The organism is Mitsuaria sp. GD03876 (assembly GCF_029840635.1).
Lineage (GTDB): Bacteria > Pseudomonadota > Gammaproteobacteria > Burkholderiales > Burkholderiaceae_C > Roseateles.
The window spans coordinates 26,134-50,004 of the sequence record NZ_JAOCCU010000047.1 but is presented as its reverse complement, the minus strand read 5'-3'; the positions used below and the strand labels follow the sequence as shown (position 1 = coordinate 50,004).

Annotated in this window: 21 protein-coding genes and 1 riboswitch; of the genes, 11 read left to right on the top strand and 10 right to left on the bottom strand. The window is 71.4% G+C overall.

The annotated features are described in order from the left end of the window. Positions 1-30: 30 nt before the first annotated feature. On the bottom strand, positions 31-1,344 hold the full coding sequence (locus tag N5D62_RS23260; protein ID WP_279760328.1) for a tryptophan--tRNA ligase: 1,314 nt from the start codon (positions 1,342-1,344) through the stop codon (positions 31-33). A 113-nt stretch (positions 1,345-1,457) separates the two neighbouring features. After that, on the bottom strand, positions 1,458-2,306 hold the full coding sequence (gene asd, locus N5D62_RS23255; protein WP_279760327.1) for an archaetidylserine decarboxylase: 849 nt from the start codon (positions 2,304-2,306) through the stop codon (positions 1,458-1,460). Between the two features lie 141 nt (positions 2,307-2,447). On the opposite strand from asd, the gene N5D62_RS23250 reads away from it, so the two are divergent. Beyond that, complete coding sequence (locus tag N5D62_RS23250; protein ID WP_279760326.1) at positions 2,448-3,269, top strand: rhodanese-like domain-containing protein; 822 nt, start codon at positions 2,448-2,450, stop codon at positions 3,267-3,269. Here N5D62_RS23250 and N5D62_RS23245 read toward each other — a convergent pair whose 3' ends face one another. Next, positions 3,270-4,403, bottom strand: a complete 1,134-nt coding sequence (locus tag N5D62_RS23245; RefSeq protein WP_279760325.1) for an RDD family protein — start codon at positions 4,401-4,403, stop codon at positions 3,270-3,272. It lies immediately after the preceding gene. Between the two features lie 232 nt (positions 4,404-4,635). Here N5D62_RS23245 and N5D62_RS23240 point away from each other — a divergent pair, with 232 nt between their 5' ends. Genes N5D62_RS23240 through N5D62_RS23230 form a run of 3 tightly spaced genes read left to right on the top strand, consistent with a single transcriptional unit; the run spans position 4,636 to position 7,876 of the window. Further along, positions 4,636-5,937 (top strand): UDP-N-acetylglucosamine 1-carboxyvinyltransferase, encoded by a 1,302-nt coding sequence (locus N5D62_RS23240; protein ID WP_279760324.1) that lies wholly within the window; start codon positions 4,636-4,638, stop codon positions 5,935-5,937. 14 nt (positions 5,938-5,951) lie between these two features. Continuing rightward, positions 5,952-6,935, top strand: a complete 984-nt coding sequence (locus tag N5D62_RS23235) for a TIGR02285 family protein (protein ID WP_279760323.1) — start codon at positions 5,952-5,954, stop codon at positions 6,933-6,935. 8 nt (positions 6,936-6,943) lie between these two features. Further along, entirely contained in the window at positions 6,944-7,876 is a 933-nt protein-coding gene (locus N5D62_RS23230; protein WP_279760322.1) for a pseudouridine synthase, read from the top strand. A gap of 150 nt (positions 7,877-8,026) precedes the next feature. Here N5D62_RS23230 and N5D62_RS23225 read toward each other — a convergent pair whose 3' ends face one another. Next, on the bottom strand, positions 8,027-8,578 hold the full coding sequence (locus tag N5D62_RS23225) for a 6,7-dimethyl-8-ribityllumazine synthase (protein ID WP_279760320.1): 552 nt from the start codon (positions 8,576-8,578) through the stop codon (positions 8,027-8,029). Positions 8,579-8,684: 106 nt separating this feature from the next. After that, a riboswitch (FMN riboswitch) is annotated at positions 8,685-8,857 on the bottom strand. A gap of 130 nt (positions 8,858-8,987) precedes the next feature. Continuing rightward, complete coding sequence (locus N5D62_RS23220) at positions 8,988-9,659, bottom strand: hypothetical protein (protein ID WP_279760319.1); 672 nt, start codon at positions 9,657-9,659, stop codon at positions 8,988-8,990. Positions 9,660-9,811: 152 nt separating this feature from the next. Here N5D62_RS23220 and N5D62_RS23215 point away from each other — a divergent pair, with 152 nt between their 5' ends. Beyond that, positions 9,812-11,110: a GGDEF domain-containing protein gene (locus tag N5D62_RS23215; protein WP_279760318.1), complete on the top strand. Its 1,299-nt coding sequence runs from the start codon at positions 9,812-9,814 to the stop codon at positions 11,108-11,110. A gap of 28 nt (positions 11,111-11,138) precedes the next feature. Here the strand turns inward: N5D62_RS23215 and N5D62_RS23210 are convergent, their stop codons facing one another. Both N5D62_RS23210 and N5D62_RS23205 read right to left on the bottom strand, forming a co-directional pair. Continuing rightward, complete coding sequence (locus tag N5D62_RS23210) at positions 11,139-11,957, bottom strand: HDOD domain-containing protein (RefSeq protein ID WP_279760317.1); 819 nt, start codon at positions 11,955-11,957, stop codon at positions 11,139-11,141. A 164-nt stretch (positions 11,958-12,121) separates the two neighbouring features. Further along, a complete protein-coding gene (locus tag N5D62_RS23205; RefSeq protein WP_279760332.1) occupies positions 12,122-12,880 on the bottom strand; it encodes a TSUP family transporter in 759 nt (252 codons plus the stop codon). A 529-nt stretch (positions 12,881-13,409) separates the two neighbouring features. On the opposite strand from N5D62_RS23205, the gene N5D62_RS23200 reads away from it, so the two are divergent. From N5D62_RS23200 to N5D62_RS23185, 4 genes are all read left to right on the top strand, one after another. Further along, the gene (locus tag N5D62_RS23200) at positions 13,410-14,090 is read left to right on the top strand and encodes an RNA polymerase sigma factor (RefSeq protein ID WP_279760316.1); all 681 of its coding nucleotides are present in this window, start codon (positions 13,410-13,412) and stop codon (positions 14,088-14,090) included. Next, the gene (locus N5D62_RS23195; RefSeq protein WP_279760315.1) at positions 14,087-14,590 is read left to right on the top strand and encodes a hypothetical protein; all 504 of its coding nucleotides are present in this window, start codon (positions 14,087-14,089) and stop codon (positions 14,588-14,590) included. The genes N5D62_RS23200 and N5D62_RS23195 overlap by 4 nt, the downstream gene beginning before the upstream one ends. A gap of 104 nt (positions 14,591-14,694) precedes the next feature. Next, on the top strand, positions 14,695-15,894 hold the full coding sequence (locus N5D62_RS23190; protein WP_279760314.1) for a hypothetical protein: 1,200 nt from the start codon (positions 14,695-14,697) through the stop codon (positions 15,892-15,894). Between the two features lie 45 nt (positions 15,895-15,939). Next, positions 15,940-18,273 carry a DEAD/DEAH box helicase gene (locus N5D62_RS23185; protein ID WP_279760313.1) on the top strand — a complete coding sequence of 778 codons (2,334 nt, stop codon included), beginning with the start codon at positions 15,940-15,942 and terminating at the stop codon, positions 18,271-18,273. A gap of 57 nt (positions 18,274-18,330) precedes the next feature. Here the strand turns inward: N5D62_RS23185 and N5D62_RS23180 are convergent, their stop codons facing one another. Then, positions 18,331-18,495 (bottom strand): hypothetical protein, encoded by a 165-nt coding sequence (locus N5D62_RS23180; RefSeq protein WP_279760312.1) that lies wholly within the window; start codon positions 18,493-18,495, stop codon positions 18,331-18,333. 210 nt (positions 18,496-18,705) lie between these two features. On the opposite strand from N5D62_RS23180, the gene N5D62_RS23175 reads away from it, so the two are divergent. Both N5D62_RS23175 and N5D62_RS23170 read left to right on the top strand, forming a co-directional pair. Further along, positions 18,706-19,116, top strand: coding sequence for a thioredoxin family protein (locus tag N5D62_RS23175; RefSeq protein WP_279760311.1), 411 nt, complete (start codon positions 18,706-18,708; stop codon positions 19,114-19,116). A gap of 143 nt (positions 19,117-19,259) precedes the next feature. Continuing rightward, positions 19,260-20,636: a leucyl aminopeptidase family protein gene (locus N5D62_RS23170; protein WP_279760310.1), complete on the top strand. Its 1,377-nt coding sequence runs from the start codon at positions 19,260-19,262 to the stop codon at positions 20,634-20,636. Here the strand turns inward: N5D62_RS23170 and N5D62_RS23165 are convergent, their stop codons facing one another. Continuing rightward, positions 20,637-22,364 carry a GMC family oxidoreductase N-terminal domain-containing protein gene (locus tag N5D62_RS23165; RefSeq protein WP_279760309.1) on the bottom strand — a complete coding sequence of 576 codons (1,728 nt, stop codon included), beginning with the start codon at positions 22,362-22,364 and terminating at the stop codon, positions 20,637-20,639. A 71-nt stretch (positions 22,365-22,435) separates the two neighbouring features. After that, positions 22,436-23,857: a cell envelope integrity protein CreD gene (gene creD, locus N5D62_RS23160; protein ID WP_279760308.1), complete on the bottom strand. Its 1,422-nt coding sequence runs from the start codon at positions 23,855-23,857 to the stop codon at positions 22,436-22,438. Positions 23,858-23,871 lie beyond the last annotated feature (14 nt).

Sequence of the window (23,871 nt, the reverse complement as noted above, 5' to 3'; positions counted from 1 at the left end):
CGTGCTCGGTCGCCCGAAGGGAGGAGGGAATCAGCCCTTCGCGGCCGCCGCTTCGAGTTCCGCGGTGACGAGTGCCTCGAGCGCCGGCAGCAGCACCTCGTCCGAGGTCTCACGCGACACCGGGGCATCGCTCAGCGCGGTCGCGCCTTCGCGCTTGAGTCTCGCGACCCATTGCCCGGCTTCCTTGCCTTGGGACAGCCCGGTGCTCTGGAGGAGCAGGGTGCCGTCGGCGGCGAGGAGCTTGAAGTAGAAGAGGCCGTCGTTCTCGCGGTACTGCTTGAACGCGGGGACGGTCGACTTGGCCTTCGCGGCCTGGGCGACCGGCGCGGCCAGCGGTTGGAAGCGGCGCAGGCCGACGGCTTCGCGGGCGCGGGCCAGCAGCGGCGCGGCGATGGCGCGTGCCTTGGCGGCGCCTTCCATCAGGATGGCCTCGATCTTCTCGGGGTTGGCCATCAGCGCGTCGTAGCGCTCGCGCATCGGGCCGATCTCGGCGTCGATCAGCGCGAACAGCTGGTCCTTGGCCTCGCCCCACGACAGGCCGCCGTGCAGCGCCGCGCGGAACGCCTGGCGCTGCGCGGGCGTGGCGAACGCGTCGTAGATCTGGACCAGGTGCGAGCCTTCGGTTTCCTTGGGCTCGCCGGGCAGGCGCGAGTCGGTGACGATCTTGGAGATGGCCTCCCGCAATGCCTTCGCGCCGCCTTCGAACAGCGGGATCACGTTGTCGTAGCTCTTGGACATCTTGCGGCCGTCGAGGCCGGGCAGGAGTTCCATTTCCTCGTCGATGCTGGCCTCGGGCAGCACGAAGAGCTCGGTCTTGAAGGTGTGGTTGAAGCGCTGCGCGACGTCGCGCGCCATCTCGATGTGCTGCGCCTGGTCCTTGCCGACCGGCACGCGATGGGCGTTGAACATCAGGATGTCCGCGGCCATCAGGATCGGATAGCTGTACAGGCCCATCGTGATGCCGGCGTCCGGATCCTCGCCCGCGGCGACGTTGGCGTCCACCGAGGCCTTGTAGGCATGCGCGCGGTTCATCTGGCCCTTGGACGTGACGCAGGTCAGCAGCCAGGTCAGCTCGGGGATCTCGACGATGTCGCTCTGGCGGTAGAACACGACCCGGCTGGTGTCCAGGCCGGCGGCCAGCCAGGTGGCGGCGATCTGCAGGCGCGAGGCCTCGATGCGGGCCGGCTCGTCGCACTTGATCAGCGCGTGGTAGTCGGCCATGAAGAAGAAGCTCTCGGCGCCCGGTTCGCGGCTGGCCGCGATGGCGCGGCGCACCGCGCCGACGTAGTTGCCGAGGTGCAGGGTGCCGGTGGTCGTGATGCCGGTCAGGACACGCAGGGTCATGGGAGCTCGTCGCCGTCGTTTCGCAAAACGGCGATTGTCCCGCAAAGGCGGGCCCTATTCGGAGGGCATGGTCGGGGCCGGAGGGGGCCCCCCGATGGGCGGGGGCGGCGCGCTCAGCGCAGCGTGGCCATCGGCTCGCCCAGCCGCACCGGGCCGCCCGGCAGCCAGCCCGGGTTGAACGCCATCGGCAGGTCCTTCGGGAACAGCAGCACGACGGTGGAGCCCAGCAGGAAGCGGCCCATCTCCTCGCCGCGCGCGTAGCTGAAGTGCTCGTTCTCGTAGTGCCAGGTGCGCAGGCGCCCCGGCCGCGGCGGATTGACGACGCCATGCCAGACGGTCGCCATCGAGCCGACGATCGTCGCGCCCACCAGCACCAGCACCCAGGGGCCGTGCTCGCCCTCGAAGAGGCAGACGACGCGCTCGTTGCGCGCGAACAGGCCGGGCACGCCGCGCGCGGTGGTCGGGTTGACCGAGAACAGCTCGCCCGGCACATGCACCATGCGCACCAGCCGGCCGCCGCAGGGCATGTGGATGCGGTGGTAGTCGCGCGGGCTCAGGTAGATCGTCGCGAAGTGGCCGTCGCGGAACTGCGCGGCCAGCTGCTGGTCGCCGCCCAGCAGCGCGGCGGTCGAGTACTGGTGGCCCTTGGCCTGGAAGATCTGGTCCGCGCGGATCGGGCCGAATTGGCTGATCGCGCCGTCGACCGGGCAGATCAGCGGCGCGTCGGCCAGCGGTCGGGCGCCGGGCTTGAGCGCGCGGGTGAAGAACTCGTTGAAGGTCGCGTAGGCGGCGGGATCGGATTCCGCGGCCTCGGCCATGTTGACGCCGTAGCGGTCGATGAAGCGCCGGATCGTCCAGGTCGTGAAGCCGCCGAGTTCCGCGCCTGCCAGCCGTCCGGCCAGGCGGGTCATCGCCAGCTTGGGCATCAGGTATTGAGGCAGGACGGCGAGACGGTCGGACACGGCAAGGGGCGCCAGGCGCCAGGAAAAAGGTGGCGGATTCTAGGCGGGCAAGGATCGGTCCCGCACAAGGGTTGCCCCCGTGCGGGGGAAGGCCCCCGGTACCATCGCGGCTGGTTTCCGCTCCGCCCGTCCAGTCCCCCCATGTCCTCCCCCGAGCACCAGCACAGCTCGTTCTACAAGTTCGTCCGCCTGGACGAGACCGCCTTGCTCGCGCAGCGGCTGCGGGACCTCAACCTGAGCCTGGGGAACGTCGTCGGCGGCAACCTGCTGCTGGCGCCCGAAGGCATCACCGGCGCCCTCGGCGGTCCGATCGAGGCGCTCGACGCCTTCGAAGCCGCGCTCCGCGCCGAGCCGCCCTTCGCCGACCTCCACTTCAAGCGCAGCTTCTGCACGACCCGACCCTTCACGCTGCTGAAGGTCCATGAGAAGCCGGAGCTCGTCGCCTTCGGGCTCGACGGTGTCACCGGCCTGGTCGACGCCCGCGACACCCACGTGTCCCCCCGCGCGTGGCGCGAGCTGATCCGGCGCGACGACGTCGTCGTGCTCGACAACCGCAACCATTTCGAATTCGAGCTCGGCCACTTCCACGGCGCCGTCGACCCGGGCGTGCGGCACTTCCGCGACTTCCCCGCTTACGTCGAAGCCCACGCCGAGGAATGGCGGCGCGAGGGCAAGACCGTCGCCATGTACTGCACCGGCGGGATCCGCTGCGAAAAGATGTCGGGGTGGATGAGCGATCGCGGCCTCACCGTCCGGCAGCTCGATGGCGGCATCCTCAACTACTTCGAGCAGATGCCCGATGCCGACGCGGATTGGCTCGGGGAATGCTTCGTCTTCGACAAACGCATCGCGATCGACACGCAGCGGAAGGAAACCGCCACGACCGCGGAAGACGTCTACGGCGACGACCCCGCCGAAGCCTGGCGGCTGGCGCGCGCGAAGCGGTTGGATCCGACAGGCTGATCAGCCGGTCAAGTCCTCGGTGAGGCGCAGGCGGCGCGGATTCCTCGTGTCGATCACCGCGGTGTGGGCCGCCTTGTCGTGCAGGCCTTGCCGGTTCGCGTCCCACAGGATCTGCAGGAAGCCCATGCCACCCGTCGTCGCGCCGGCCGCGTAGCCGCCGTAGCGGCGCACGCACAGCATCGGCTTCAGCGGCTTGCCCGTCAGCTCCACGATGCGCAGCCCCATCAGGCGCTTGCCCGGCGTCTGGCCCGGCCAGATCAGCGGGAAGGCCACGAAATACACGAACGCCCACGCCAGGTTCAGGCCCACCAGCTCCCACCAATGGCGCAGCTTCTCCAGCAGCGAGCGCTTGGCCTCGGCCTTCAACTCGCGGACCTCGTCCTTCAGCGCCTTGATGCGCGTGCGCTGCGCCTGGCGCTCCAACTCGCGCGCATGCTCGATCCGCTCCGCCTCGGTCCCGACCGGGCTCGCCGAGGCCGCGATCGCCGCCGTCGCGAGCGCCGCCTTCACCAGCTGCTTCGTCGAGTCGCTGGCGGCCGCCGCGTCGTGAGGGCCGGCTTCTTCGGCGGCGCTTTCCTCATCGTCGTGATCGGGCTTGGTCGGTGACGCCGCGGCCACCGCCTCGCGGCGCTCGCTCCGGGTCTGTTCGTCGATGTGCTCCATCACGCTCGAGTACAGCCCGAACGCCACCAGGCACAGCGCCGGCGCCCAGCCCAGCCAGCCGCTTTCCTTCTGCACCTCGCCCCGCGAGGCGCGCTGCCGCTTGTAGCAGCGCCAGGCGACCCAGCAGCAGCCCGCCAGCAGCGGCGTGTTGCCCAGGTTCGACAGCAGCGTCACCAGCGTCACGTCCACCGCCATCGCCTTGGCCCGCTGCCATGGCGAGGCCAGCGGCAGGCCCAGCAGCGCCGGCGCGACGTTCAGGTCCTCGGGCGTGATCCAGTCGCGCGGGTCCTCGCCCGCTTCCGTGCCGGAAGCCGTGCCGCCGGCGCGCTTCTCGAGCAGCTTGCGCACCGGCGCGAGCAACGGGGCCGGCGCCTCGCCGGCGGAGGTCGCGGCGGCCAGGGGCGCGGGCGCGGCGGGCACCGCGGGCAGGGCGCCACCGGGCGCGGGAGACGGATCGACGGGCGTGGTCATGGGCCGCGATTGTGGCCAGCGGCGCCTCGCTCCCAGGCCCATGATTTCCCTGGCTGCGCCCTGGGAGGAATTCCTCCGCCGGCGGAGCACACCTTCCCTGGCGGGACGCGGGCCGGCGTTGCAAGATGCAAGCCCATGTCCCGTTCGAGCGCCGGGCCATCGCACGACCCCCGATAATTCGCGCTCGCCCACCGATCCTTCCGCCGCCCACCGGCGCGCCCCGCGCAAGCCCATGTCCAATCTCATCGTCCACGGCGGCTCGCCCCTGAAGGGCCGCATCGTTCCCTCGGCCAACAAGAACGCCGTCCTGCCCATCCTGTGCGCGACGCTGCTCACCCGCGAGCCGGTGCGCCTGCACGGCGTGCCCGAGATCACCGACGTCAAGAAGATCCTGGAGGTCTTCCGCAACCTGGGCAGCAGCGTCACGGTGGACTTCAAGAGCGGCGTGCTGGACCTGCACCACCTCGACACCCACTTCGACCCGGCCAAGGACCACCTGCCCGAGGAGATGCGCTCGTCGATCATGCTGGTGCCGGGCCTGATGGCGCGTTTCGGCGCCGCCCGCATCGAGGACGACGTCAAGGGCTGCACGCTCGGCGCGCGCGAGATCGATCCGCACGTCGAGGTCTTCGAGCGCTTCGGCGCCTCGGTCGACCGCGCCGCCGATGGCCTGCTGCTGCAGGTCGACGGCCAGCTCCGCGCCAACGACCACTGGACCGACTACGCCTCGGTCACCACCACCGAGAACTTCGTGCTGTGCGCCGCGCTCGCCCACGGCACCTCGACGCTGATGAACGCCGCCAGCGAGCCGCATGTCCAGGAGTTCTGCCAGTTCATGCAGATGCTAGGCGCGAAGCTGGAAGGCCTGGGCACCTCGCGCCTGACCATCCACGGCGTCAAGGAACTGGGCGGCGGCGAGTTCACCTTCGCCGAGGACTTCCACGAGATCGTCACCTTCCTCGCGCTGGGCGCGATCACCGGCGGCGACGTGCGGGTCAAGAATTCACACCCCGAGCAGTTCCCGCTGATCGACCGCACCTTCGCCAAGTTCGGCGTCCAGATCGTGCATGAGGACGGCTGGTCGCGCTCGGTGGTCGAGGGCAAGTTGAAGGTCAAGGAGCCCTTCACCCGCAACATCCTGCAGAAGGTGGAAGCGGCGCCCTGGCCCTACCTGCCGGTGGACCTGCTGCCGATCTTCGTGGCGCTGGGCGTCAAGGCCGAAGGCAGCGTGATGTTCTGGAACAAGGTCTACGACGGCGCGATGGGCTGGACCACCGAGCTGTCCAAGTTCGGCGCGCATGCCTTCCTGTCGGACCCGCACCGCATGGTGACCTTCGGCGGCAAGCCGCTGAGCCCGGCCGAGGTCGAGAGCCCGTACATCATCCGCGTCGCGATCGCGCTGCTGATGGTCGCGGCCAGCATCCCCGGCAAGTCCGTCATCCGCAACGCGACGCCGGTCCGCCGCGCCCATCCGCAGTTCGCCGAGAACATCACCCGCCTCGGCGCCAAGGTGGAATGGGTCGAGGGCGACTGACCCGCCGACGCCACGTGGCCGGGCGCGACCTCGTCGCCCCCCTGGCCGCGGCCGCCGCGTTCGCCTTCTCATTCGTGCTGGGCGCGTTGACCGCCGTGCCCGCCGCGGCGCAGCCGACGACGCCATCGCCGTCCTCGGCCTCCCCCTCGCCCGCCGCGCCGCTGCCGATCCTGCGCTGGCTGGTGCAGGACATGCCGCCTCACTTCGTCTACCGCGACGGCAAGGCGCCGCAGCGGGTCGAGGACCTCGGCCAGGGCGAGGTCGACGGCTTCCTGCGCCTGCTGATCGAGCGCATGCCGCAGTTCCGCCATGTCTTCGTCGAGCTGAGCCTGCCGCGCTTCGAGGCGCAGGCGCGCCAGGGCGAGACAATCTGCTCGGTGCTGCACGTGCGCACGCCCGAGCGGCTGCAGTGGCTGTACTTCACCTCGCTGTACCCGCCCATGCTCTCGCGCCAGATCCACGTGATCGTGCGTCGCGAGGACCTGTCGCGCTTCGAGTCGAACGGCCAGCCGCTGCAGCTGGCCGACCTGCTGCGCCGCACCGACCTGACCGGCCTGGTGCCGCGCGACCGCAGCTTCGGGCCGCGCATCGACAAGCTGCTCACCGCCGATCCGGAGCGCGCGCCGCGCTCGGTCGTCGCGGGCCGCGGCGCGCACCTGCTGCCGATGCTGCGCGCGCGGCGGATGGACTACACGCTCGAGTACCCGATCACCGTCGACGACTTCAGCGCCATGCATCCCGGCGCGCCGGAGCTCGCGAAGCTGCCGCTGGCCGAAGGCCGCAGCACGCTGGTCGCGACCGCGGGCTGCAGCCGCACGCCCGAGGGCCGGCGCGCCATCGAGGCGATGGACCAGGCGGTGCGCCAGCTCGCGGCCGACCCGCAGCGCGAGGCCTGGATCAAGGCCTGGCGCAACGGCGCGCCGATCGACACCGAGGACCTGCAGCGCCTGAACCGCTTCCTCGACGAGCGCGCGCGCGGACCGGCGCAGGTCGAGTAGGGACGCGCATGGCCCGTCCGCCCAAGCTCGCGCTGCCGCTGCGCGACGGCGTCGCCGCCAGCGCGCTCGCCTGCCCGCCGGGCCCGTGGCCGCGGGTGCTGGACTTCCTGGCCGAACGGCTGCCGCTGGTCCCGCGCGAGGACTGGGCGGCGCGCATGGCGCGCGGCGACGTGCTCGACGACACCGGCGAGCCGCTCGCGCCCGATGCGCCGTATCGCGCGCAACGCCGGCTCTACTACTGGCGCTGGCTCGCGGACGAGCCGGAGGTGCCCTTCGCATCGCGGATCCTGCATGTCGACGCGCACCTGCTGGTCGCCGACAAGCCGCACTTCCTGCCGGTCACGCCCAAGGGCCGCTACGTGCAGCAGACGCTGCTGACGCGTCTGCGGCGCGAGACCGGCCTGGCGGACCTGAGCCCGATCCATCGGCTGGACCGGGAGACGGCGGGACTGACCTTGTTCTCGACGCAGGCCGCGACGCGGGACGCGTATCAACGGCTCTTCCGCGAACGCGATGTCGAGAAGGTGTACGAGGCGATCGCGCCGTGGCTCGACGATGTCGGCGAACGGCTCCCTTTCGAGCAGGCGAGCCGCCTGGAGGAGCACCCGGTCGACTTCATGCAGATGCGCACGGTCGACGGCGAGCCCAATGCGCTCACGCGCATCGCGCTGCTCGCGCGCCTGGACGAGGGCCGCGCGCACTACGAGCTGCGTCCGCGCACGGGCGTGAAGCATCAGCTGCGGGCGCAGCTGTGCGCGCTCGGTCTTCCCATCGAGAACGACCGCATTTATCCGGTGCTGCAGCCGGTGGAGGACGAGGTGGACTTCACGCGTCCGCTGCAACTGCTTGCCCGCGAGGTCGCCTTCACCGATCCGCTGGACGGCCGGCCGAGGAGGTTCGTGACCTCCCTGGCCCTGGCCGGGCTGGTCGCCACCCGATAAGGCCCGCGACCAGCGAGCGTGACTGGGCCCGGAATAGGGCGTGAGGGTCCTGGAGGGAGCCCTCATGCCCTGTGATGGGCCGCGCCTGGCGTACCGAAGTCGGAGGCCGCCCCCCAACAGGAGCGCCCCCGATCCGCCAACGTCAGTCGGTCAGTCGACGAGCGCGTCGAGCTTGCGCAGCGCCGCCAGCGTCGCCCGGCAGGCGGAGGCCAGTTCGGTCCCCTTCACCACGAGGTGTTCGTGGAAGAACCCGTGGTGGGTCGCATGCTCGTGGAACGCGAGCGGCGTGAGCACCGCCGAGAACACCGGCACGCCGGTGTCGAGCTGGACCCGCATGAGCCCGTCGATGACGGCGTGGGCGACGAAGTCGTGGCGGTAGATGCCGCCGTCGACGACGAGGGCGCAGGCGAGCACCGCGTCGAACTGCCCGCTACGCGCGAGCTTCATCGCGTGGAGCGGGATCTCGAAGGCGCCGGGAACGTCGAAGGTGTCGACCTGGACGGGCCCGGTCGATTCGAGTCCGCGGATCGCGGCTTCGCGGCAGCGGCCGACGAGGTCGGCATGCCAACTGGCGGACACGATGGCCACGCGGGGCGTGGTGCGTTTCGCTGGCGGTTTCGCCGGCGGTTTCGAGGGAGATTCCGCCGGGGAGTTCGCCGAGGAACCGGCGATGGCGGGAGCGTGGAGGTTGGTCTGATTCATGTGAACCCTTTGCAAGGTGGGACGATGAATCAGGGCGCACGTCGCAGCGCGGCCGAGCGGCGGCGCGAGCGCGGACGCTCGCACCGGCCCGCGAGGCCGACGATGAACGCGATCTCTTTCATCCGGACTGTGACCGTCGGCCCTGGCCTCTCACCAGGTCTGCTGACCCCGGCATCACAAGGGCGATGCCGGGCGCTCGCGGGCTCCCGGGGTCGTCGGTCTGTCGACCGTGCCTCGGATACCGCCGGTGGGGACTTTCACCCCGCCCTGAGAACGCTGCTCCTGGCGCCTTCGGGAGAAGGCGTCGGGAGCGGGCGGATTCTAGGCAGCGGGATCGTGCCGGGTTGTCGCCCAGGCGCAAGACCCTTCCGGCCTTCGCCCCTTCGCGTGGTGTCGCTCGATCGCCAGTTCAGAAGCCCCACTGCAGCACGGCGCTGAACATGTCCCCCCGGCTGCGATAGGTGTTCCCCCACAGGTAGGCGGCGGACAGTTCCACGCCGGCGCCGAGGTCCACCTTCACCACCGGTCCGGTGCGCCAGGACTTCGGCTCGGCGAAGCCTTGCACGCCGGCGCGCCATCCCGCCTGCCAGCGGTACAGGCCCTGCCATTGCAGCTTGGTCTGGTTGCGCCGGCGCGATCCGGCGTCGTGGCTGAAGAAGACGTTCAGGTTGAGCTGCGCCAGGCCCCATTCGGTCTGGAAGATGGGACCGACCTCGACCGCGTTGCCCTGGTCGCGGTTGCGGATCAGCTGCAGGTGCAGGCCGAGGTCGTACGGCGTGTCGCCCTGGGTGAACAGGAACTGGTTGACCCAGTTGATCGAGCTCAGCGTCTGCTCATGCGGCGTCGGGCCGATCCAGCTCAGCAGCAGCTCGGTGCTCCAGCGCGAGGTCACGCCGTAGCGCAGCCCGACCTCGGGCCACAGCGTCGCGCCCTCGTCCGGCGGATCGACCTGCCAGTAGCGCAGGTCCAGCGTGGCCTGGCCACGCTCGCTGTACGGGCGCACCAGGTAATAGCCGGGATCGGCCCAGGCCGTGCCGGCCGCGAGCAGCAGCATCCCCGCGGCCACGCCGACTCGCTTCATCGCCTCCCCCTGAGGTATGGGGGGCCATTCTGGGTCCCACCCCCGCTTGGAGTTTCCCCGGGGAAACCAGCGAGCCCGGCTCGGCACAATGGTCCGCAGGTGATTCGACGGTGCTCCCCGCGACTTTTGTCGCAACCCCCGACATCCACCCAATGACCCACAAGGCCATCCACCTCTCGGTCGGCGCCCGCTCGCTGCTGGCGCTATTCGCGCTGGGCCTGCTGCTGGTGGCCCTGTCCACCGGCTGGGAGCTGCGCGAGACCACCCAGCGCCGGGCCGCCGAGGCTGACGCCGAACTGAGCGCCATCCCCCTGCTGTACGCCGGGCCGCTCGCCTACAGCCTGCATCAGCGGCCGCAACAGCCCGAGGCGCTGCATGGCCTGCTGCATCACATCCTGGCCCGCCACAACCTGCGCCGCGTCGAGTTGACGACGCCCGACGGCGCGCAATTCCGCGCGCTGTCCGACGACGACAGCGAGCCGGGCCGCAGCGCGGCCTTCTCGCTCGCCGAGACCGGCGAGCTGCGCCTGCAGGCCGCCGCGGCGACGCTGGGCGACACGCTGCGCCGCGATCCGCTGCTGCGTTCGACGCTGATCCACCTGACGCTGGCGACGGTGCTGGGCCTGGCGGCCGCGTTGGTGATGGACCGCTGGCTGCTGCGCCAGTTGCGACAGCTGTCGGAGCAGGCCAGCCGCTTCGACCCGACGCTGCCGCCGCAGGCGCCCACCTGGTTCGATGCCGGCGAGCCCCGACCGCGGGAGCTGCTGCAGCTCGAGCAGGCGTTCGATCATGTCCGCACCTCGCTCGGCGACGAACTGCACCGCGAGCAATCGCGGGGCCGCGAGCTGCAGGAGGAAATCGCCCGCCAGCATCGCGCGCTGCAGCAGGCGGAGCGCTCGCTGGAGGCGAAGCGGCGGGAACTCGCCTCGATGGAGCGCCACGACGCGCTCACCGGCATCGCCAATCGGCGCGAGTTCGATGCCGCGCTGCGCCGCGAGTTCAAGCGCGCGCAGCGGGACCAGGGGCGGCTGGCGCTGGCGATCCTCGACGTGGATTTCCTCAAGCCCTACAACGACCGCCACGGGCGCGCGGCCGGGGACGAGGTGCTGCGCCGGCTCGCGCGGCTGCTCGCCGAGCATTTCCAGCGCGACACCGACCTGGTGGCGCGACTTGGCGGCGAGGAATTCGCGGTGTTGCTGCCCGGCTTCGACGCCGAATCCGCGCAGGGCTTGATGGAGGCGCTGCGCGAGGCCTGGCGTGCGCTCGCGATGCCGCATGGCGCGCTGCCGGACGACGCGCCGGGCGAAGGCATCGTGACGATCAGCGCGGGGCTGGCGGCCTCGCAGCCCGGTCATCCCTACCTGAGCGCGCAGGCGCTGATGCAGGCGGCCGACGAGGCGCTCTACCTCGCCAAGCACATGGGGCGCGACCGGCTCTGCCTCGCGTCCTGAGACGCGCCGCCGGCGCTGGCGGAGCCGCTCAGCGGCCGCGCGATTCGGCCTGCTGCAGCTGTTCCTCGACGCGGCGCGCGGCTCGCAGCATCAGGGTCTCGTCCAGCTGCGCCTGCGGCGCGATCTCCATGACGGTCTCGTCGACCGCCTCGGGCTTGTTCATCAGCGTCCAGGCGACCAGCGAGATCGCGCCGACGCCGCGGCGCTGCATCGCCTCGGGCATCTGCAGCTCGTCCTGGACCTGCACGTGGAAACGCACGCTGGCCACGGCGGCGGGCGCCAGGCCCCAGCTCTCGCACAGCGCGGCGCCCAGCGCGTCGTGGCTGACGCCGAAGGCGGTGTGTTCCAGCTGGACCAGTTCCTTGTCGCTGCCCGTCGCGCGCAGCATCGCCGGGTAGTGGCCGGGCGCATGGCGGTAGAGCACCGCCTTGCCGCATTCCTCGAACAGGCCCGCCGAGTGCGCGGCCCATGGGTCCACCCCCAGCATCTGGCCCATGCGGCCCATCAGCAGGCCGCGCTTGGCGGCGCGGGACCAGACGGGCTCCAGCTCCACCGCGGGCGGGAAGGCGGCGCGCAGGCCCATCTCGAAGGTGATCGCGGCGACCTCGCGCATGCCCAGGTAGGTCAGCGCCTGGTGCACCGTCTGCACGCGGCCGCGCAGGCCGTACAGCGAGGAGTTCACCGCCTTCAGCACGGCGGCGGCGAGCGCCATGTCGGTCTCCACCAGCGCCGAGACGGCTTGCAGGTCGATGTCCTCGTCCGCCATCAGCAGCGAGAGCTTGACCAGCACTTCGGGCTGGGTGGGGATCTCGATATCCAGCGCACGCAGTTGAGGGTCGACAGGCATGGTGAGCAGCGGTTGTTTAGTCGGATGGTAGCCCGGGCGATGGGCCGTCGGCATCCCGCCTTTGGCGGACAGCCGGTGACGAGTTGTTCGGGGGGCGTTTGGCGTGCCCGGGGGGCGCTGCGCGGCGCGCGTTCCTCCTCAAGGCGGAGGATGACCGCCGCGGGTCAGCGCAGGAAGGCGTCGTACCCCGTCTTCAGGATCAGCAGCGACACGACGACGACGAACATCCCGCGCACGAAGCCGGCCCCCTTGGCCAGCGCCATCCGGGTGCCGACCAGGCTGCCCAGGACGTTGGCCACCGCCATCACCGCCGCCACGTGCCACCAGACATGGCCCTTGGCGGCGAACAGCATCAGCGCGGCGAAGTTGGTCGCGGTGTTCAGCAGCTTGGCGGTGGCGGACGCGTGCAGGAAGTCGAAGCCCAGCAGCCGCACGAACAGGAACACGAAGAAGCTGCCGGTGCCAGGACCGAAGAAGCCGTCGTAGAAGCCGATGGTCAGGCCGATCGCGCTGGCGATCAGCGTCTGCGTCGCCGCCTCGTGGCGCGGCGCGTGGTGGCGGCCGAGGTCCTTCTTGGCCAGCGTGTACAGCAGCACGCCCAGCAGGATCGCCGGCAGCGCCTTGCGCAGGCCGCTCGGATCCACCTGCGTGACCGCCCAGGCGCCGACGAAGCTGCCCAGCAGCGCCGCGGCGGCGGCCGGCATCAGCGACCGCCAGGGCAGCGTCACGCGCTTCGCGTATTGATGGGTGGCCCAGGCCGTCCCCCAGATGGCGGCGCCCTTGTTGGTGCCGAAGAGGGTGGCGGGCGCGGCGTTCGGGTAGACGCTGAACAGCGCCGGCACCAGGATCAGCCCGCCGCCGCCGACGACCGCGTCCACGAATCCGGCCAGCAGCGACGCCACGGCCGCGGTCAACAACTCGATCATCAGCAACGACTCGCAGGAACGGCCTCAAGGCCGCGAACACCGGCCGCGCACGATCGCTGGGACATCGTCAATCCGGGCCACCAAAACAAAACGGGCCCCTGATCCAGGGGCCCGCGAATTGTGACAGTGTCACTGCGATTCGTTGGTGTTGGTTTGATCTGTTTGTCTCCTCAGCCCCCGTAGGCAACCCCCATTTCGCCGGCTTTGGGGCCGGAGCGGGATGAGCGTCGCGTCGAGTGGCATGGATGCTAGGACCGGGTCCCCATGCACGCACTTGGGGTTTTCACCCGGCGGATGCACCAAGATGGACTTGTAAGCCTGCCCTCACTTGCGTGAAATGGCCCCGACGAAAACGATTTGCGCACATCGCACGCGCACCGTTCTTGCCCGCCGGGCGGAGGCCGCCCGGTGTGGCGTGGCGGTGTCATACCCCTGAAACAAGGGGTGGGGTCCGGAAGCCTGGGAACTTCTGGAGCGCCCGGCGCAATACGGTCATGCTGCGTTTCTCGCCTTCGTCGATCGCCCCATGAGCTTCTGGACCCGCCTGGCTGGCCGCGCCCGCCCGACCTCCACGCCCGGCGGCGCGGTCGACCCGCCGTCCACCGCCACCAGCGAAGCGCTGGTGCGGCGGCTGCGCCAGGGCGACGCCGCCGCGCTGGAGCCGCTGTATCGCAGCGAGTCGCCCGGCGTCTATCGCTACGCGCTGGCCCTGTGCGGCCAGCCCGACTGGGCGGCGGACGCGATGCAGGAGGCCTTCGTCCAGTTCGCCGGCCGGCCGGAGGGCTGGGACGCCGGCCGGGGACCGCTCGGCGCCTACCTCGCCGGCATGGCCAGACACCACCTGCTGGCGCGCTGGCGGGATCTGCCGGTCGCGCATGACGAGGCCGACGACGCCACCGACACCGGCAGCCACGCCGAAGCGCCCGAGCAGCAACTCGTGCGGGCGCAGGACCAGGCCCGCGTCTGGGCCGCGCTGCAGGCCCTGCCCTGGACCTTCCGCGAGGCGGTGGTGCTGGTCGACCTGCAGGAACGCGCCTACGCCGAGGCCGCCCGCATCGCCGGCATCGAACTCAACACCTTGCGCACGCGGCTGCACCGGGGCCGCGCCCGGCTGCTGGCCGCGTTGCAGGACGACGGCCCACCGGCGACGGCGGCCACCGCCTCCGCCGACGTCGCCGCCCTTGCCCGTTCATCGAAGTCCGCATGATGAAGACCACCGACTCCTCCCCGCCCCGCACCGCGCGCCTGGCCGACTGGCTCTGGGCCGTGGCCCAGGACCTCAGACAGCGCGCCCCGACGCGCGAACGCGACGACGCGGTGCTGGCCGCGATGCGCCAGCAGTTCGCCGCCCGCGGGCGCGGCGCGAGCTCCGGCCGCTGGCGCTGGGCGCTCGCCGGACCGGCGCTGTGCGCGTCGGTGCTGGTCGCCTGCGTGTGGCTGCTGGGTTCGGCGCCGCCGGGCGAATCGGGCGCCACCGTGCTGGGCAGCTCGGGCAGCGGCTTCATCGTGCTGGTGACCGCCGATCGCTGGGCCGCCTATGAAAAGGCCGGCGCCGGCACCGCGTGGCTGGTGCCGGCCGAGGTGTCGCGGGAACGGCTCGCGCTGCTCGGCCTGCCCTACGACCCCGCCGACGCCGCGGCACCGGTGCGCGCCGAGCTGCTCGTCCATGCCTCCGGCGACGTGCTCGCGATGCGCGTCATGCCCTGATCGATCCACCGATCCGCCGATCCATCGCCCCGTCCATCCGTTCCCCCGATCCGTCCCTCGATCCGTTCCTCCGATCCCGTTCCGCCTCTTTCCTGGAGACCGCCATGAAGACCTCCCTCACCGCCCTCGCCCTGGCGCTCGCCGCCGCCGCGGTCCAGGCCCAGCCCGCCGCGAGCGCCTCGCCGGACCCCGACGCGCGGCCCGCGCCCCAACCCGCGGCGCCCGCCACGCCGCCGCCCGTGCCGCCGGCGCCCCCCGCCTTCGTGCCACCGGTGCCTCCCGCGCCGCCGGTGCCGGACGTGTCGGCGCTGATCGCGGAGTCCGGCGTGGCGACGCAGATCCTGATGTCCGAGCGGGTGGTCAAGGGCGCGCCGTACTGCGCCCAGGCGGTGCATGAGACCGTCCAGCCGCTGGCCGACGGCAACCGCATCGTGCATCAGCAGACCAGCCAGATGTGCCGCGACGCCGAGGGCCGCACCCGTCAGGAAGTCGAGCGGCAGGGCCGCAGACTGGTCTACCTGCGCGACCCGGTGAGCGGCGAGAACTGGCTGCTCGAGCCCGACCGCAAGACCGCGCGATTCCTCGGCGGCGGCCGCGTCGATGCCGAGGCGCAGCGCGAGTACCGCGACCGCATGCGCGAGTACAACGACAAGATGCGGGACTACAACGAGCTGCTGCGCGAGTACGCCCGCAAGATGCGCGATTGGGCGCGCGAGCACGGCGAACGCGTGCGCGAGGCCTTCGCCTCCGGCGAGTCCGCGCCCCGGGCCGAGACGCCCAAGCCGCCGTCGCCGCCGGCCGCGCCGCGCGCCCCCGCGGCGGTGGTGATCGCGCCCGGCGACACCGGCCAGAGCGTGCGCATGATCCGCATCGAGGCGCCGCTGGGTGAACTCGCGCCGATGCCGCCGATCCCGGCCGCCGTCGCGATGCGCATGGAGCCGCTGTCCGGCCCGTCGGACCGCACGCCGTCCGAGGCGTTGCCGCCGCGCGAGATCGACGGCCTCAAGGTCACCGGCTCGCGCTCCGCGTCGACGATCCCCGCCGGCAAGATCGGCAACGAGAAGCCGATCGTGATCTCGCGGGAGGTGTGGACCTCGCCCGACCTCAAGGTGACCGTCAGCGTCCAGACCAAGGATCCGCGCACCGGCGAACAGAACTACCAGCTGCGCAACATCCGCCGCACGGAGCCGGACACCGCGCTGATGCAGGTGCCGGCGGACTTCACGAAGTCCGGCCTGCCCAAGCCGCGCACGCCCAAGGAAGGCAAGGACGGCAAGAGCGGCAAGGAGGGCAAGGAAGGCTGACCGGTCGAACTGGCGGGCCGGCGGACGGCGACACAATGGCGGCCGATGACTCCGACGCCGCCTTCCCCGCTCCCGCCCAAGCTGATCCTGCAGACGCTGAATCGCGGTGATGGCCTGCTGGGCATGCGGCCGCACGGGAAGCTCGGCCCGCGCGGTGACCGCGTCTCGCTGCTGCGGCTGGAACGCTGGCCGGCGGCACCGGCGGCGCTCGAGCAGTGGCAGGCGCTCCCGTTGCACGCGGTGGACGCCGAGATGCTGCAGTGGCGCGATGCGTCCTTCGGCCGTGGCCTGACCCCGTGCTGGACGCTGGAACAGGAAGACCTGTTCCCCGACTTCGCCGCCGACGAGGTGCCGCGCCTGCGCCAGCTGGGCTGGGAGGTGGAGGTCCTGCCGGGGTTCGCGCATCACAGTGTCGCGATCGACGCCTGGTCGCTGGAGATCCAGCCGGAGGACGACACGCCCTATGACGTGCAGGCCGCCATCGCGCCGGCGAAAGCCGGCCGGCTGACGGGGTTGGGGCTGTCGCGCCGCAAGGGCTCGTGGATGCTGAGCCTGGGCGTGACGGTCCAGGGGCAGCGCGTCGACCTCGCGCCGATGATCTGGGACCTGCTGCGCAAGGATCGCCGCTGGCTCTATGCCGATGCGATCTCCAACATCGACGACGACGCGATCGTCAGCCTGAAGGCGCCCGGCGGCCGACGGCTGCATTCGACCGCCGCGCCGCTGAAGCGGCTGATGCTCAACCTGCTGGACGTGCTGGTCGCGCAGCGCTCACGGCGCGGGCCCGTGAAGCTGACCGCCTGGGAAGCGGCCCAGCTGGCGGCGCTCGACGTGCCGGACAGCCGTTGGCAGGTCTTCGGCGCCGACGAACTCCGCACGATGTGGGAACGCCTGCGCGACGCTGGCCCCCCCGAACTGCCCCCGGCGCCCGAGGGGCTCGGCATCACGCTGCGGCCCTATCAATTGCAGGGCCTCGCCTGGCTGCAGTACCTGGCCCGGCAGGAGCTGGGCGGCATCCTGGCCGACGACATGGGCCTGGGCAAGACCGCCCAGGCCTTGGCCCACCTCTGGGTGGAGAAGCAGGCGGGCCGGCTGAGTTCGCCGGCGCTGGTCGTCGCGCCGACCTCGCTGATCTTCAACTGGATGAACGAGGCCGCCCGCGTGGCGCCCGGGCTGCGGGTGGCGGCGCTGTCCGACCCGGCGGAACGCGCCGACGTGCTCAAGCGGCTCGGCGACATCGACCTGCTGCTGTGCAGCTACGGCCTGGCCTGGCGGGAACTGCGGGCGCTGGCCAAGCCGAGGTTCTCGGTGCTGGTGCTGGACGAGGCGCAGGCGGTGAAGAACCCCCGCTCCCGGGCGGCGCGCGCGTTGCGCCGCTTCCAGGCGGACCAGCGGCTGGTGCTCACCGGCACGCCGTTGGAGAACCACCTCGGCGAGCTCTGGACGCAATTCGACTTCCTGATGCCGGGCTACCTCGGCGAATCGCGTTCGTTCGCGCGGCACTGGCGCAAGCCGATCGAGCAGACCGGCGATGCCCGCCGCGCCCGCGAACTGGCCACGCGCGTGCGCCCGTTCATCCTGCGCCGGCTGAAGGAAGAGGTGGCCCAGGACCTCCCGCCAATGACGGTGCTGACCCAGCGCATCCCCCTGCAGGGCCGGCAACGCCAGCTGTATGAAAGCGTCCGCATCGGCGCGGATCACCTGGTGCGGCGGCTGCTGAAGGAGTCGGAGATCTTCGGCTCCGGGCTGATGTCGGTGCTGGACGCGATGCTCAAGCTGCGCCAGGTCTGCTGCGATCCGCGGCTGGTGCCGGGGATCGAGATGCCGCCCGGGATGGAGGCGGCCAAGCTGGAGTGGATCCGGGAAAAAGTGCCCGAGCTCATCGCCCAAGGCCGGACGATCCTGGTGTTCTCCCAATTCACCGGCATGCTGGACCTGATCGAGGCGGCGATGGACGACGCCAGGATCCCGCTGATGAAACTGACGGGCGAGACGCCCCAAGGGCGGCGTGGGGAGGTGGTCCGGCGCTTCCAGGCGGGGGAGGCGCCGCTGATGCTGGTCAGCCTGAAGGCGGGGGGCGTCGGCCTGACGCTGACGGCCGCCGACACGGTGATCCAGGTCGATCCCTGGTGGAACCCGGCGGTCGACGCCCAGGCGCATGCGCGGGCGCACCGGATCGGCCAGTCGCGGCCGGTGTTCGTCCACCAGCTGGCGATCGAGGGCTCGATCGAGGAACGGATGCTGGAGCTGCAGGCCCGCAAGCGGGCGCTGGCGGACGGCCTGCTGGGCCGGGACGGGGGCGATCGTCTGGAGAAGTTCAGCGCCGCGGAGATCGAGCGGCTGCTGGCGCCGCTTCAGCCGTCGGAGGACGACGACTGAGCGGCGGCTGGGGAGGCGGAACCGGCGCCGGGTGCCGGGGCGGTCCCGCTCCCGGGATCAGCGCTTGCGGTCGAAGCGCAGCGCGCGGGCGACGCTGCGGCGGTCGCAGCCGAGGCTGGCGACTTCGAACGCCTCGTGCTTGCGGCCCTTGTCGTGGGTCGCCAGTTCCGGCATCGGGAGGCGACGGGGCTGGGATTCGGTACGGGTTTGGGACTTCATCATGGTCGGGGACCTTCTTGCCTATCAGGGGCATGAAGCGGAGGGAATAGCCGCTTTGTGCCAGCTAACGCGGCCCATTGGCGCAACGTTGACAGCGTCCTCACAAATCTGAACAAGAGTCGCGCCATCGTCACGCATGACGCACCACAACGGTGCGTTGGACGCAATGCGAACGGCCGCCCGCCGGAAGCAACTCGGCTAAGCTCGCCCCCCATGTCCGCCGACTCCCCCTCGCCGACCGCGTCGTCCCCCGCCCTGGACGGTCCCTCCGACCTGCTGGTGGCCTGCCTGTGCGCCGCCTGGTGCCGGACCTGCGACACCTATCGGGACGACTTCGCCACGCTGCGGCAGGCGCACCCCGGCGCGCGCTTCCTGTGGGTGGACATCGAGGACGACGCCGAACTCGTGGACGACCTGGAGGTCGAGACCTTCCCCACGCTGCTGATCGGCCGTGGGGAGCAGGTGTGTTTCATCGGCCCGGTGCTGCCGGGCCCGGCGGCGGCGCAGCGGCTGATCCAGGCGGTGGAGGACAACCCCGCGATGCGCGCCGCCAGCCCGACCGCCCCGGCCGGTTCGACCGCGGCCGCCCAGGCGCTGCTGTCGCGCCTGCGACAGTCCTGCTGACTGGCGCCTGTTGAAGGGCGCCCGACGAAGGGTGCCCCCGGACGGGCGAATCGAATCCGTCCCATGGGGGACGGCGAGCGAGAATGCGCCACCGCCAACCCCAGGCCGGTTCCCCGCGCGACCCGCGGCAGGCCGGTGCATCGATGAACGTCCAATTCAAGAACTCGGTGGCCCGCGCCACGCCCATCCTGGCGCTCGACCGCGCCGCCTACCAGGCCCTCGCCCCGAAGCTGCCCAAGCGCACCCAGCAGTGGCTGGCGACGCTGGGCTTCTCGGCCGCGCCGGACACCTTCGCCCTGGTGCCGGGCGAGGACGGCAAGCTGGCGCAGGTCTTCGCCGGCGTCGCCCACGCGGCCCATCCGTTCGCGCTGTCGGCGCTGCCGCAGGCGCTGCCCGAAGGCGACTACACCCTCTCCGCCGACGGCCTGCCGCTGCAGGACGAGGCGGCCGCGCTGTCCTGGGAACTGGGCTGCTACCAGTTCGACCTCTACAAGCCGCGCAAGCGCCAGCCGGCGCAGTTGCTGATCAAGAGCAGCCCGGACGGCCAGCGCGGCCTGGCGATCGCCACCGCGATGACCGCCGTGCGCGACCTGGTCAACACGCCGGCCGAGCACATGGGCCCCGAGGAACTGGCCAAGGCCGCCGCGGTCGTCGCCAAGCAGCACGGCGCGAAGTTCAAGGAGATCGTCGGCGACGACCTGCTGAAGAAGAACTTCCCCGCGATCCACGCCGTCGGCCGCGCCAGCGACCGCGCGCCGCGCCTGGTCGAACTGAACTGGGGCAGCGACAAGCACCCGCGGCTGACGCTGGTCGGCAAGGGCGTGTGCTTCGACACCGGCGGCCTGGACATCAAGCCCGCCGACGGCATGCGCCAGATGAAGAAGGACATGGGCGGCGCGGCCAACGCGCTGGGCCTGGCCACGCTGATCATGGCGCTGAAGCTGCCGGTGCGCCTGCAGGTGCTGATCCCGGCGGTGGAGAACGCGATCAGCGGCAACGCCTATCGGCCGGGCGACGTCATCAAGACGCGCGCGGGCCTGCACATCGAGATCGGCAACACCGACGCCGAAGGCCGCGTGATCCTGTGCGACGCGCTGGCCTACGCGAGCGAGTCCAAGCCGGAACTGATCATCGACCTGGCCACGCTGACCGGCGCCGCGCGCATCGCGCTGGGCGCGCAGCTGCCGGCGCTGTTCGCCAAGCACATGGACACCGCGCGCGACCTGGTCGACCTGGGCCTCAAGATGGACGATCCGCTGTGGCACATGCCGCTGTGGGCGCCCTACAAGGAAGGCATCACCTCGAGCCTGGCCGACATCGTGAACACCGGCCGCAGCGCGCTGGCCGGCGCGATCAACGCGGCGCTGTTCCTGGAGGCCTTCATCCCGGCCGAGCAGGATTGGCTGCACGTCGACCTCTTCGCCTGGAACGACATCGCCCGCCCGGGCCGTCCGGTCGGGGGCGAGGCCCAGACCATCCGCACGCTGCTGGCCTACGTCGAGGAACGCTTCGGCGCCTGATCAGTCCCCGGCGCGCAGCCAGGCGGCGGCGCGCTCCGCGATCATCAGCGTCGGCGAATTCGTGTTGCCGCTGGTGATCGTCGGCATCACGCTGGCGTCGACGACGCGCAACCCGGCGACGCCGCGCACCCGCAGCCGGCTGTCGACGACCGCCGCGTCGTCGTCGGCGCGGCCCATGCGGCAGGTGCCCACGGGATGGAAGATCGTCGTGGCGATGTCGCCGGCCAGCCGCGCGAGTTCCTCGTCGCTCTGGAACTGCACGCCGGGCTTGTGCTCGCGGGGCCGATAGCGGGACAAGGCCGGCTGCTCGACGATGCGCCGCGTCAGGCGCAGGCTGCGCGCGGCGACGTCGCGATCCTCGGCGGTGCTCAGGTAGTTGGGCGCGATCAGCGGCGCGTCGGCCGCGTCGGCGCTGCGGATCGAGACATGGCCGCGGCTGGTCGGGTTGAGGTTGCAGACGCTCGCGGTGAACGCGTTGAAGGTGTGCAGCGGCTCGCCGAAGGCCTCGAGCGACAGCGGCTGCACGTGGTACTGCAGGTCGGGCCAGGCCTTGTCCGGACCGCTGCGCGCGAACGCGCCGAGCTGCGACGGCGCCATGCTCATCGGACCGCTGCGGCGCAACGCGTACTCCAGGCCGATGCGCGCCTTGCCGAACCAGCTCGACGCCAGCGTGTTGAGCGTGCTGACGCCGTCGACCTGGAACACCGCGCGGATCTGCAGGTGATCCTGCAGGTTGCCGCCGACGCCGGGCAGGTCGCGCACGACCTCGATGCCATGGCGCTGGAGCAGCCCGGCCGGCCCGATGCCCGACAGCTGCAGCAGCTGCGGCGAGCCGATCGCGCCGGCCGCGAGCAGCACCTCGCCGCCCGGGTTCAGGTGGACCTCCTCGAGCCCCTGCGGCGTGCGCACGCGCACGCCGTCGCAGCGCACCTGACCGTCGGCCGTCGACGTCAGCAGGCGCTGCGCGTGCGCGCCGGTCCACATCTCGAAGTTGGGACGCCGGTAGCAGGCCGGCCGCAGGAAGGCCTTGGCCGTGTTCCAGCGCCAGCCGGCGCGCTGGTTGACCTCGAAGTAACCGACGCCCTCGTTGTTGCCGCGGTTGAAGTCCGGCGTGGCCGGGATGCCGGCTTCCTGCGCGGCGGACGCGAAGGCGTCCAGCACCGCCCAGCGCAGGCGCTGCTTCTCGACGCGCCATTCGCCGCCGTGGCCGTGCATCGCCGGGTCGAAGCCGGGCGGCCGCTCGCCGCCGTCGTCCAGCCGCCAGTGGTCCTCGTGCTTGCGGAAGTAGGGCAGCACCTCGTCCCAGCGCCACGCGTCGTCGCCGGTCGCGGCGGCCCAGCCGTCGTAGTCGCGGGTCTGGCCCCGCATGTAGATCATCCCGTTGATGCTGGAGCTGCCGCCCAGCACCTTGCCGCGCGGGTAGCGCAGGCTGCGGCCGTTCAGGCCGGGGTCGGGCTCGGTCTTGAACAGCCAGTCCGTGCGCGGATTGCCGATGCAGTACAGGTAACCGACGGGGATGTGGATCCAGTGGTAGTCGTCGCGGCCGCCGGCCTCGAGCAGCAGCACCCGCTTGGACGGGTCGGCGCTGAGGCGGTTGGCGAGCAGGCAGCCGGCGGTGCCGGCGCCCACGACGATGAAGTCGAAGCCGCCGGAGGCCGAGCCGGCGGTGGTAGCTGCGGTGGTGGCGGCGCCAGTCGGCGCCTGCCCTGCGGGGTTGTCTGCGCCCATGTCCTTGTGGTCGTGCCGGGTCTGGTGGAGACCCATGCTGACCGACCCGGACAGGGGCGGCAACCGCGTTGTCACCGAGTGCCGGCGAGCTCCGCTTGCGGCAGATCCGCAGTGCGCCCGCCGGGCGCGTACCAGTCGATGCGGCGCGTCAGCGCCATCACCGCCGCGAGCACCGCGAACAGCAGCACCGCGCCGACCAGCAGGGCGGCCTTCTCCAGGTTCAGCAGCACGAACAGCGCCGCGTAGAGCACCGTGACCAGCGCGCCGAAACCCAGGCCCCGGCGCGCGGAGCCGAGCATCGACGCGCCGTAGAAGGCCAGCAGCCCGATGGCCGACGCGGCGGCGAGGCCATAGGAGAGCGGGAAGCTCAGGTGCTCGGACAGGCTCAGCAGCAGCAGGAAGAACAGCGTCATCGCCAGGCCGACCAGCAGGTACTGCACCGGGTGGACGCGCCGGCCCGACAGCAGCTCCAGCAGGCCGACGCTGACGAAGGTCAGGACGATGAACATCAGGCCGTACTTGATGGCGCGGTCGCTCATCACGTAGGGGTTGACCGGGTCGATCATCGAGAAGGCCAGCGTATCGGCGATCTGCGCGTTCTTCGCGTCGGACACGGGGGCCATCGGATAGCCGCCGGCCTCGGGGTCGCGATCGATCGCGGGCAGCCCGCGGCCGGCGGCGACGTCGCGCAGCGCGGTGGTGGCGAGTTCCGACACCTTCCAGGTCGCCTCGAAGCCCTTCGGGCCGACGGTGCTCGTCGCCGGCAGGAAGCGGCCGCCGAAGCTCGGATGCGGCCAGTCGGAGCGCAGGGTCACCTGCGTGGCGGCGGCGGCCGGCACGACGCCGAAGTCGGTCATGCCGATGAGGTCGACCGCGACCGACAGGGCCAGCGGCTCGTCCAGCGCATGAGCCGGCAGCACGGCATGCAGCCCGCGCGGGTAGCTGTCGTTGCGCGTGCCCGGGCGCACGACCAAGGCCGCCTCGCCCCGCTTGACGGTGACTTGGCGCAGGCCACGCGAATCGCTGACGGCCACCACCACGCGCGGGGCGTCGCACTGGATCCGCCCCGCGTTGCGGGGGGCCGGCGGCGTCAGGGCGGCAAGGTTGGACCAGCGCGCCTGCAGGCCGACCTGGCCCGCGTAGGCGTTGACCTTGAACAGCCCGCGGCGGCGTGGTTCCTGATTGAGGGTGCCGTCGACCGTCAGCTCGGACGGCAAGGCCGACAGGATGAAGTCACGGCGCTCGGTGACCGGCTTGAGCGGCTCCTTGCCGCCGCCGCCGATCCCGTCCCACTCCTCGGTGCAACTGCGCTGCACGACGGGGCCGAGCAGCACCTGCGGTCCCGCCTGCGCCGCGGCGACGCCGGCCTCGGCGGCCCGCTGGCGTTGCTGGCGCTCGTCGACGAGCCAGCCGATCCGCAGCAGCGCGATCATCAACACCAGCGTCACGCCGGCCAGGATCACCAGCTTCCACCACAGCGCTTTCACTTGCATCGTTCTTCTCCTTG

Bases quoted from the DNA above. Each gene is read 5' to 3' on its own strand.
- N5D62_RS23260 (WP_279760328.1), bottom strand. From the start codon at position 1,344: ATGACCCTGCGTGTCCTGACCGGCATCACGACCACCGGCACCCTGCAC.
- N5D62_RS23250 (WP_279760326.1), top strand. From the start codon at position 2,448: ATGTCCTCCCCCGAGCACCAGCACAGCTCGTTCTACAAGTTCGTCCGC.
- N5D62_RS23245 (WP_279760325.1), bottom strand. From the start codon at position 4,403: ATGACCACGCCCGTCGATCCGTCTCCCGCGCCCGGTGGCGCCCTGCCC.
- N5D62_RS23240 (WP_279760324.1), top strand. From the start codon at position 4,636: ATGTCCAATCTCATCGTCCACGGCGGCTCGCCCCTGAAGGGCCGCATC.
- N5D62_RS23230 (WP_279760322.1), top strand. From the start codon at position 6,944: ATGGCCCGTCCGCCCAAGCTCGCGCTGCCGCTGCGCGACGGCGTCGCC.
- N5D62_RS23225 (WP_279760320.1), bottom strand. From the start codon at position 8,578: ATGAATCAGACCAACCTCCACGCTCCCGCCATCGCCGGTTCCTCGGCG.
- N5D62_RS23220 (WP_279760319.1), bottom strand. From the start codon at position 9,659: ATGAAGCGAGTCGGCGTGGCCGCGGGGATGCTGCTGCTCGCGGCCGGC.
- N5D62_RS23215 (WP_279760318.1), top strand. From the start codon at position 9,812: ATGACCCACAAGGCCATCCACCTCTCGGTCGGCGCCCGCTCGCTGCTG.
- N5D62_RS23210 (WP_279760317.1), bottom strand. From the start codon at position 11,957: ATGCCTGTCGACCCTCAACTGCGTGCGCTGGATATCGAGATCCCCACC.
- N5D62_RS23200 (WP_279760316.1), top strand. From the start codon at position 13,410: ATGAGCTTCTGGACCCGCCTGGCTGGCCGCGCCCGCCCGACCTCCACG.
- N5D62_RS23195 (WP_279760315.1), top strand. From the start codon at position 14,087: ATGATGAAGACCACCGACTCCTCCCCGCCCCGCACCGCGCGCCTGGCC.
- N5D62_RS23190 (WP_279760314.1), top strand. From the start codon at position 14,695: ATGAAGACCTCCCTCACCGCCCTCGCCCTGGCGCTCGCCGCCGCCGCG.
- N5D62_RS23185 (WP_279760313.1), top strand. From the start codon at position 15,940: ATGACTCCGACGCCGCCTTCCCCGCTCCCGCCCAAGCTGATCCTGCAG.
- N5D62_RS23180 (WP_279760312.1), bottom strand. From the start codon at position 18,495: ATGATGAAGTCCCAAACCCGTACCGAATCCCAGCCCCGTCGCCTCCCG.
- N5D62_RS23175 (WP_279760311.1), top strand. From the start codon at position 18,706: ATGTCCGCCGACTCCCCCTCGCCGACCGCGTCGTCCCCCGCCCTGGAC.
- N5D62_RS23170 (WP_279760310.1), top strand. From the start codon at position 19,260: ATGAACGTCCAATTCAAGAACTCGGTGGCCCGCGCCACGCCCATCCTG.
- N5D62_RS23165 (WP_279760309.1), bottom strand. From the start codon at position 22,364: ATGGGCGCAGACAACCCCGCAGGGCAGGCGCCGACTGGCGCCGCCACC.
- creD (WP_279760308.1), bottom strand. From the start codon at position 23,857: ATGCAAGTGAAAGCGCTGTGGTGGAAGCTGGTGATCCTGGCCGGCGTG.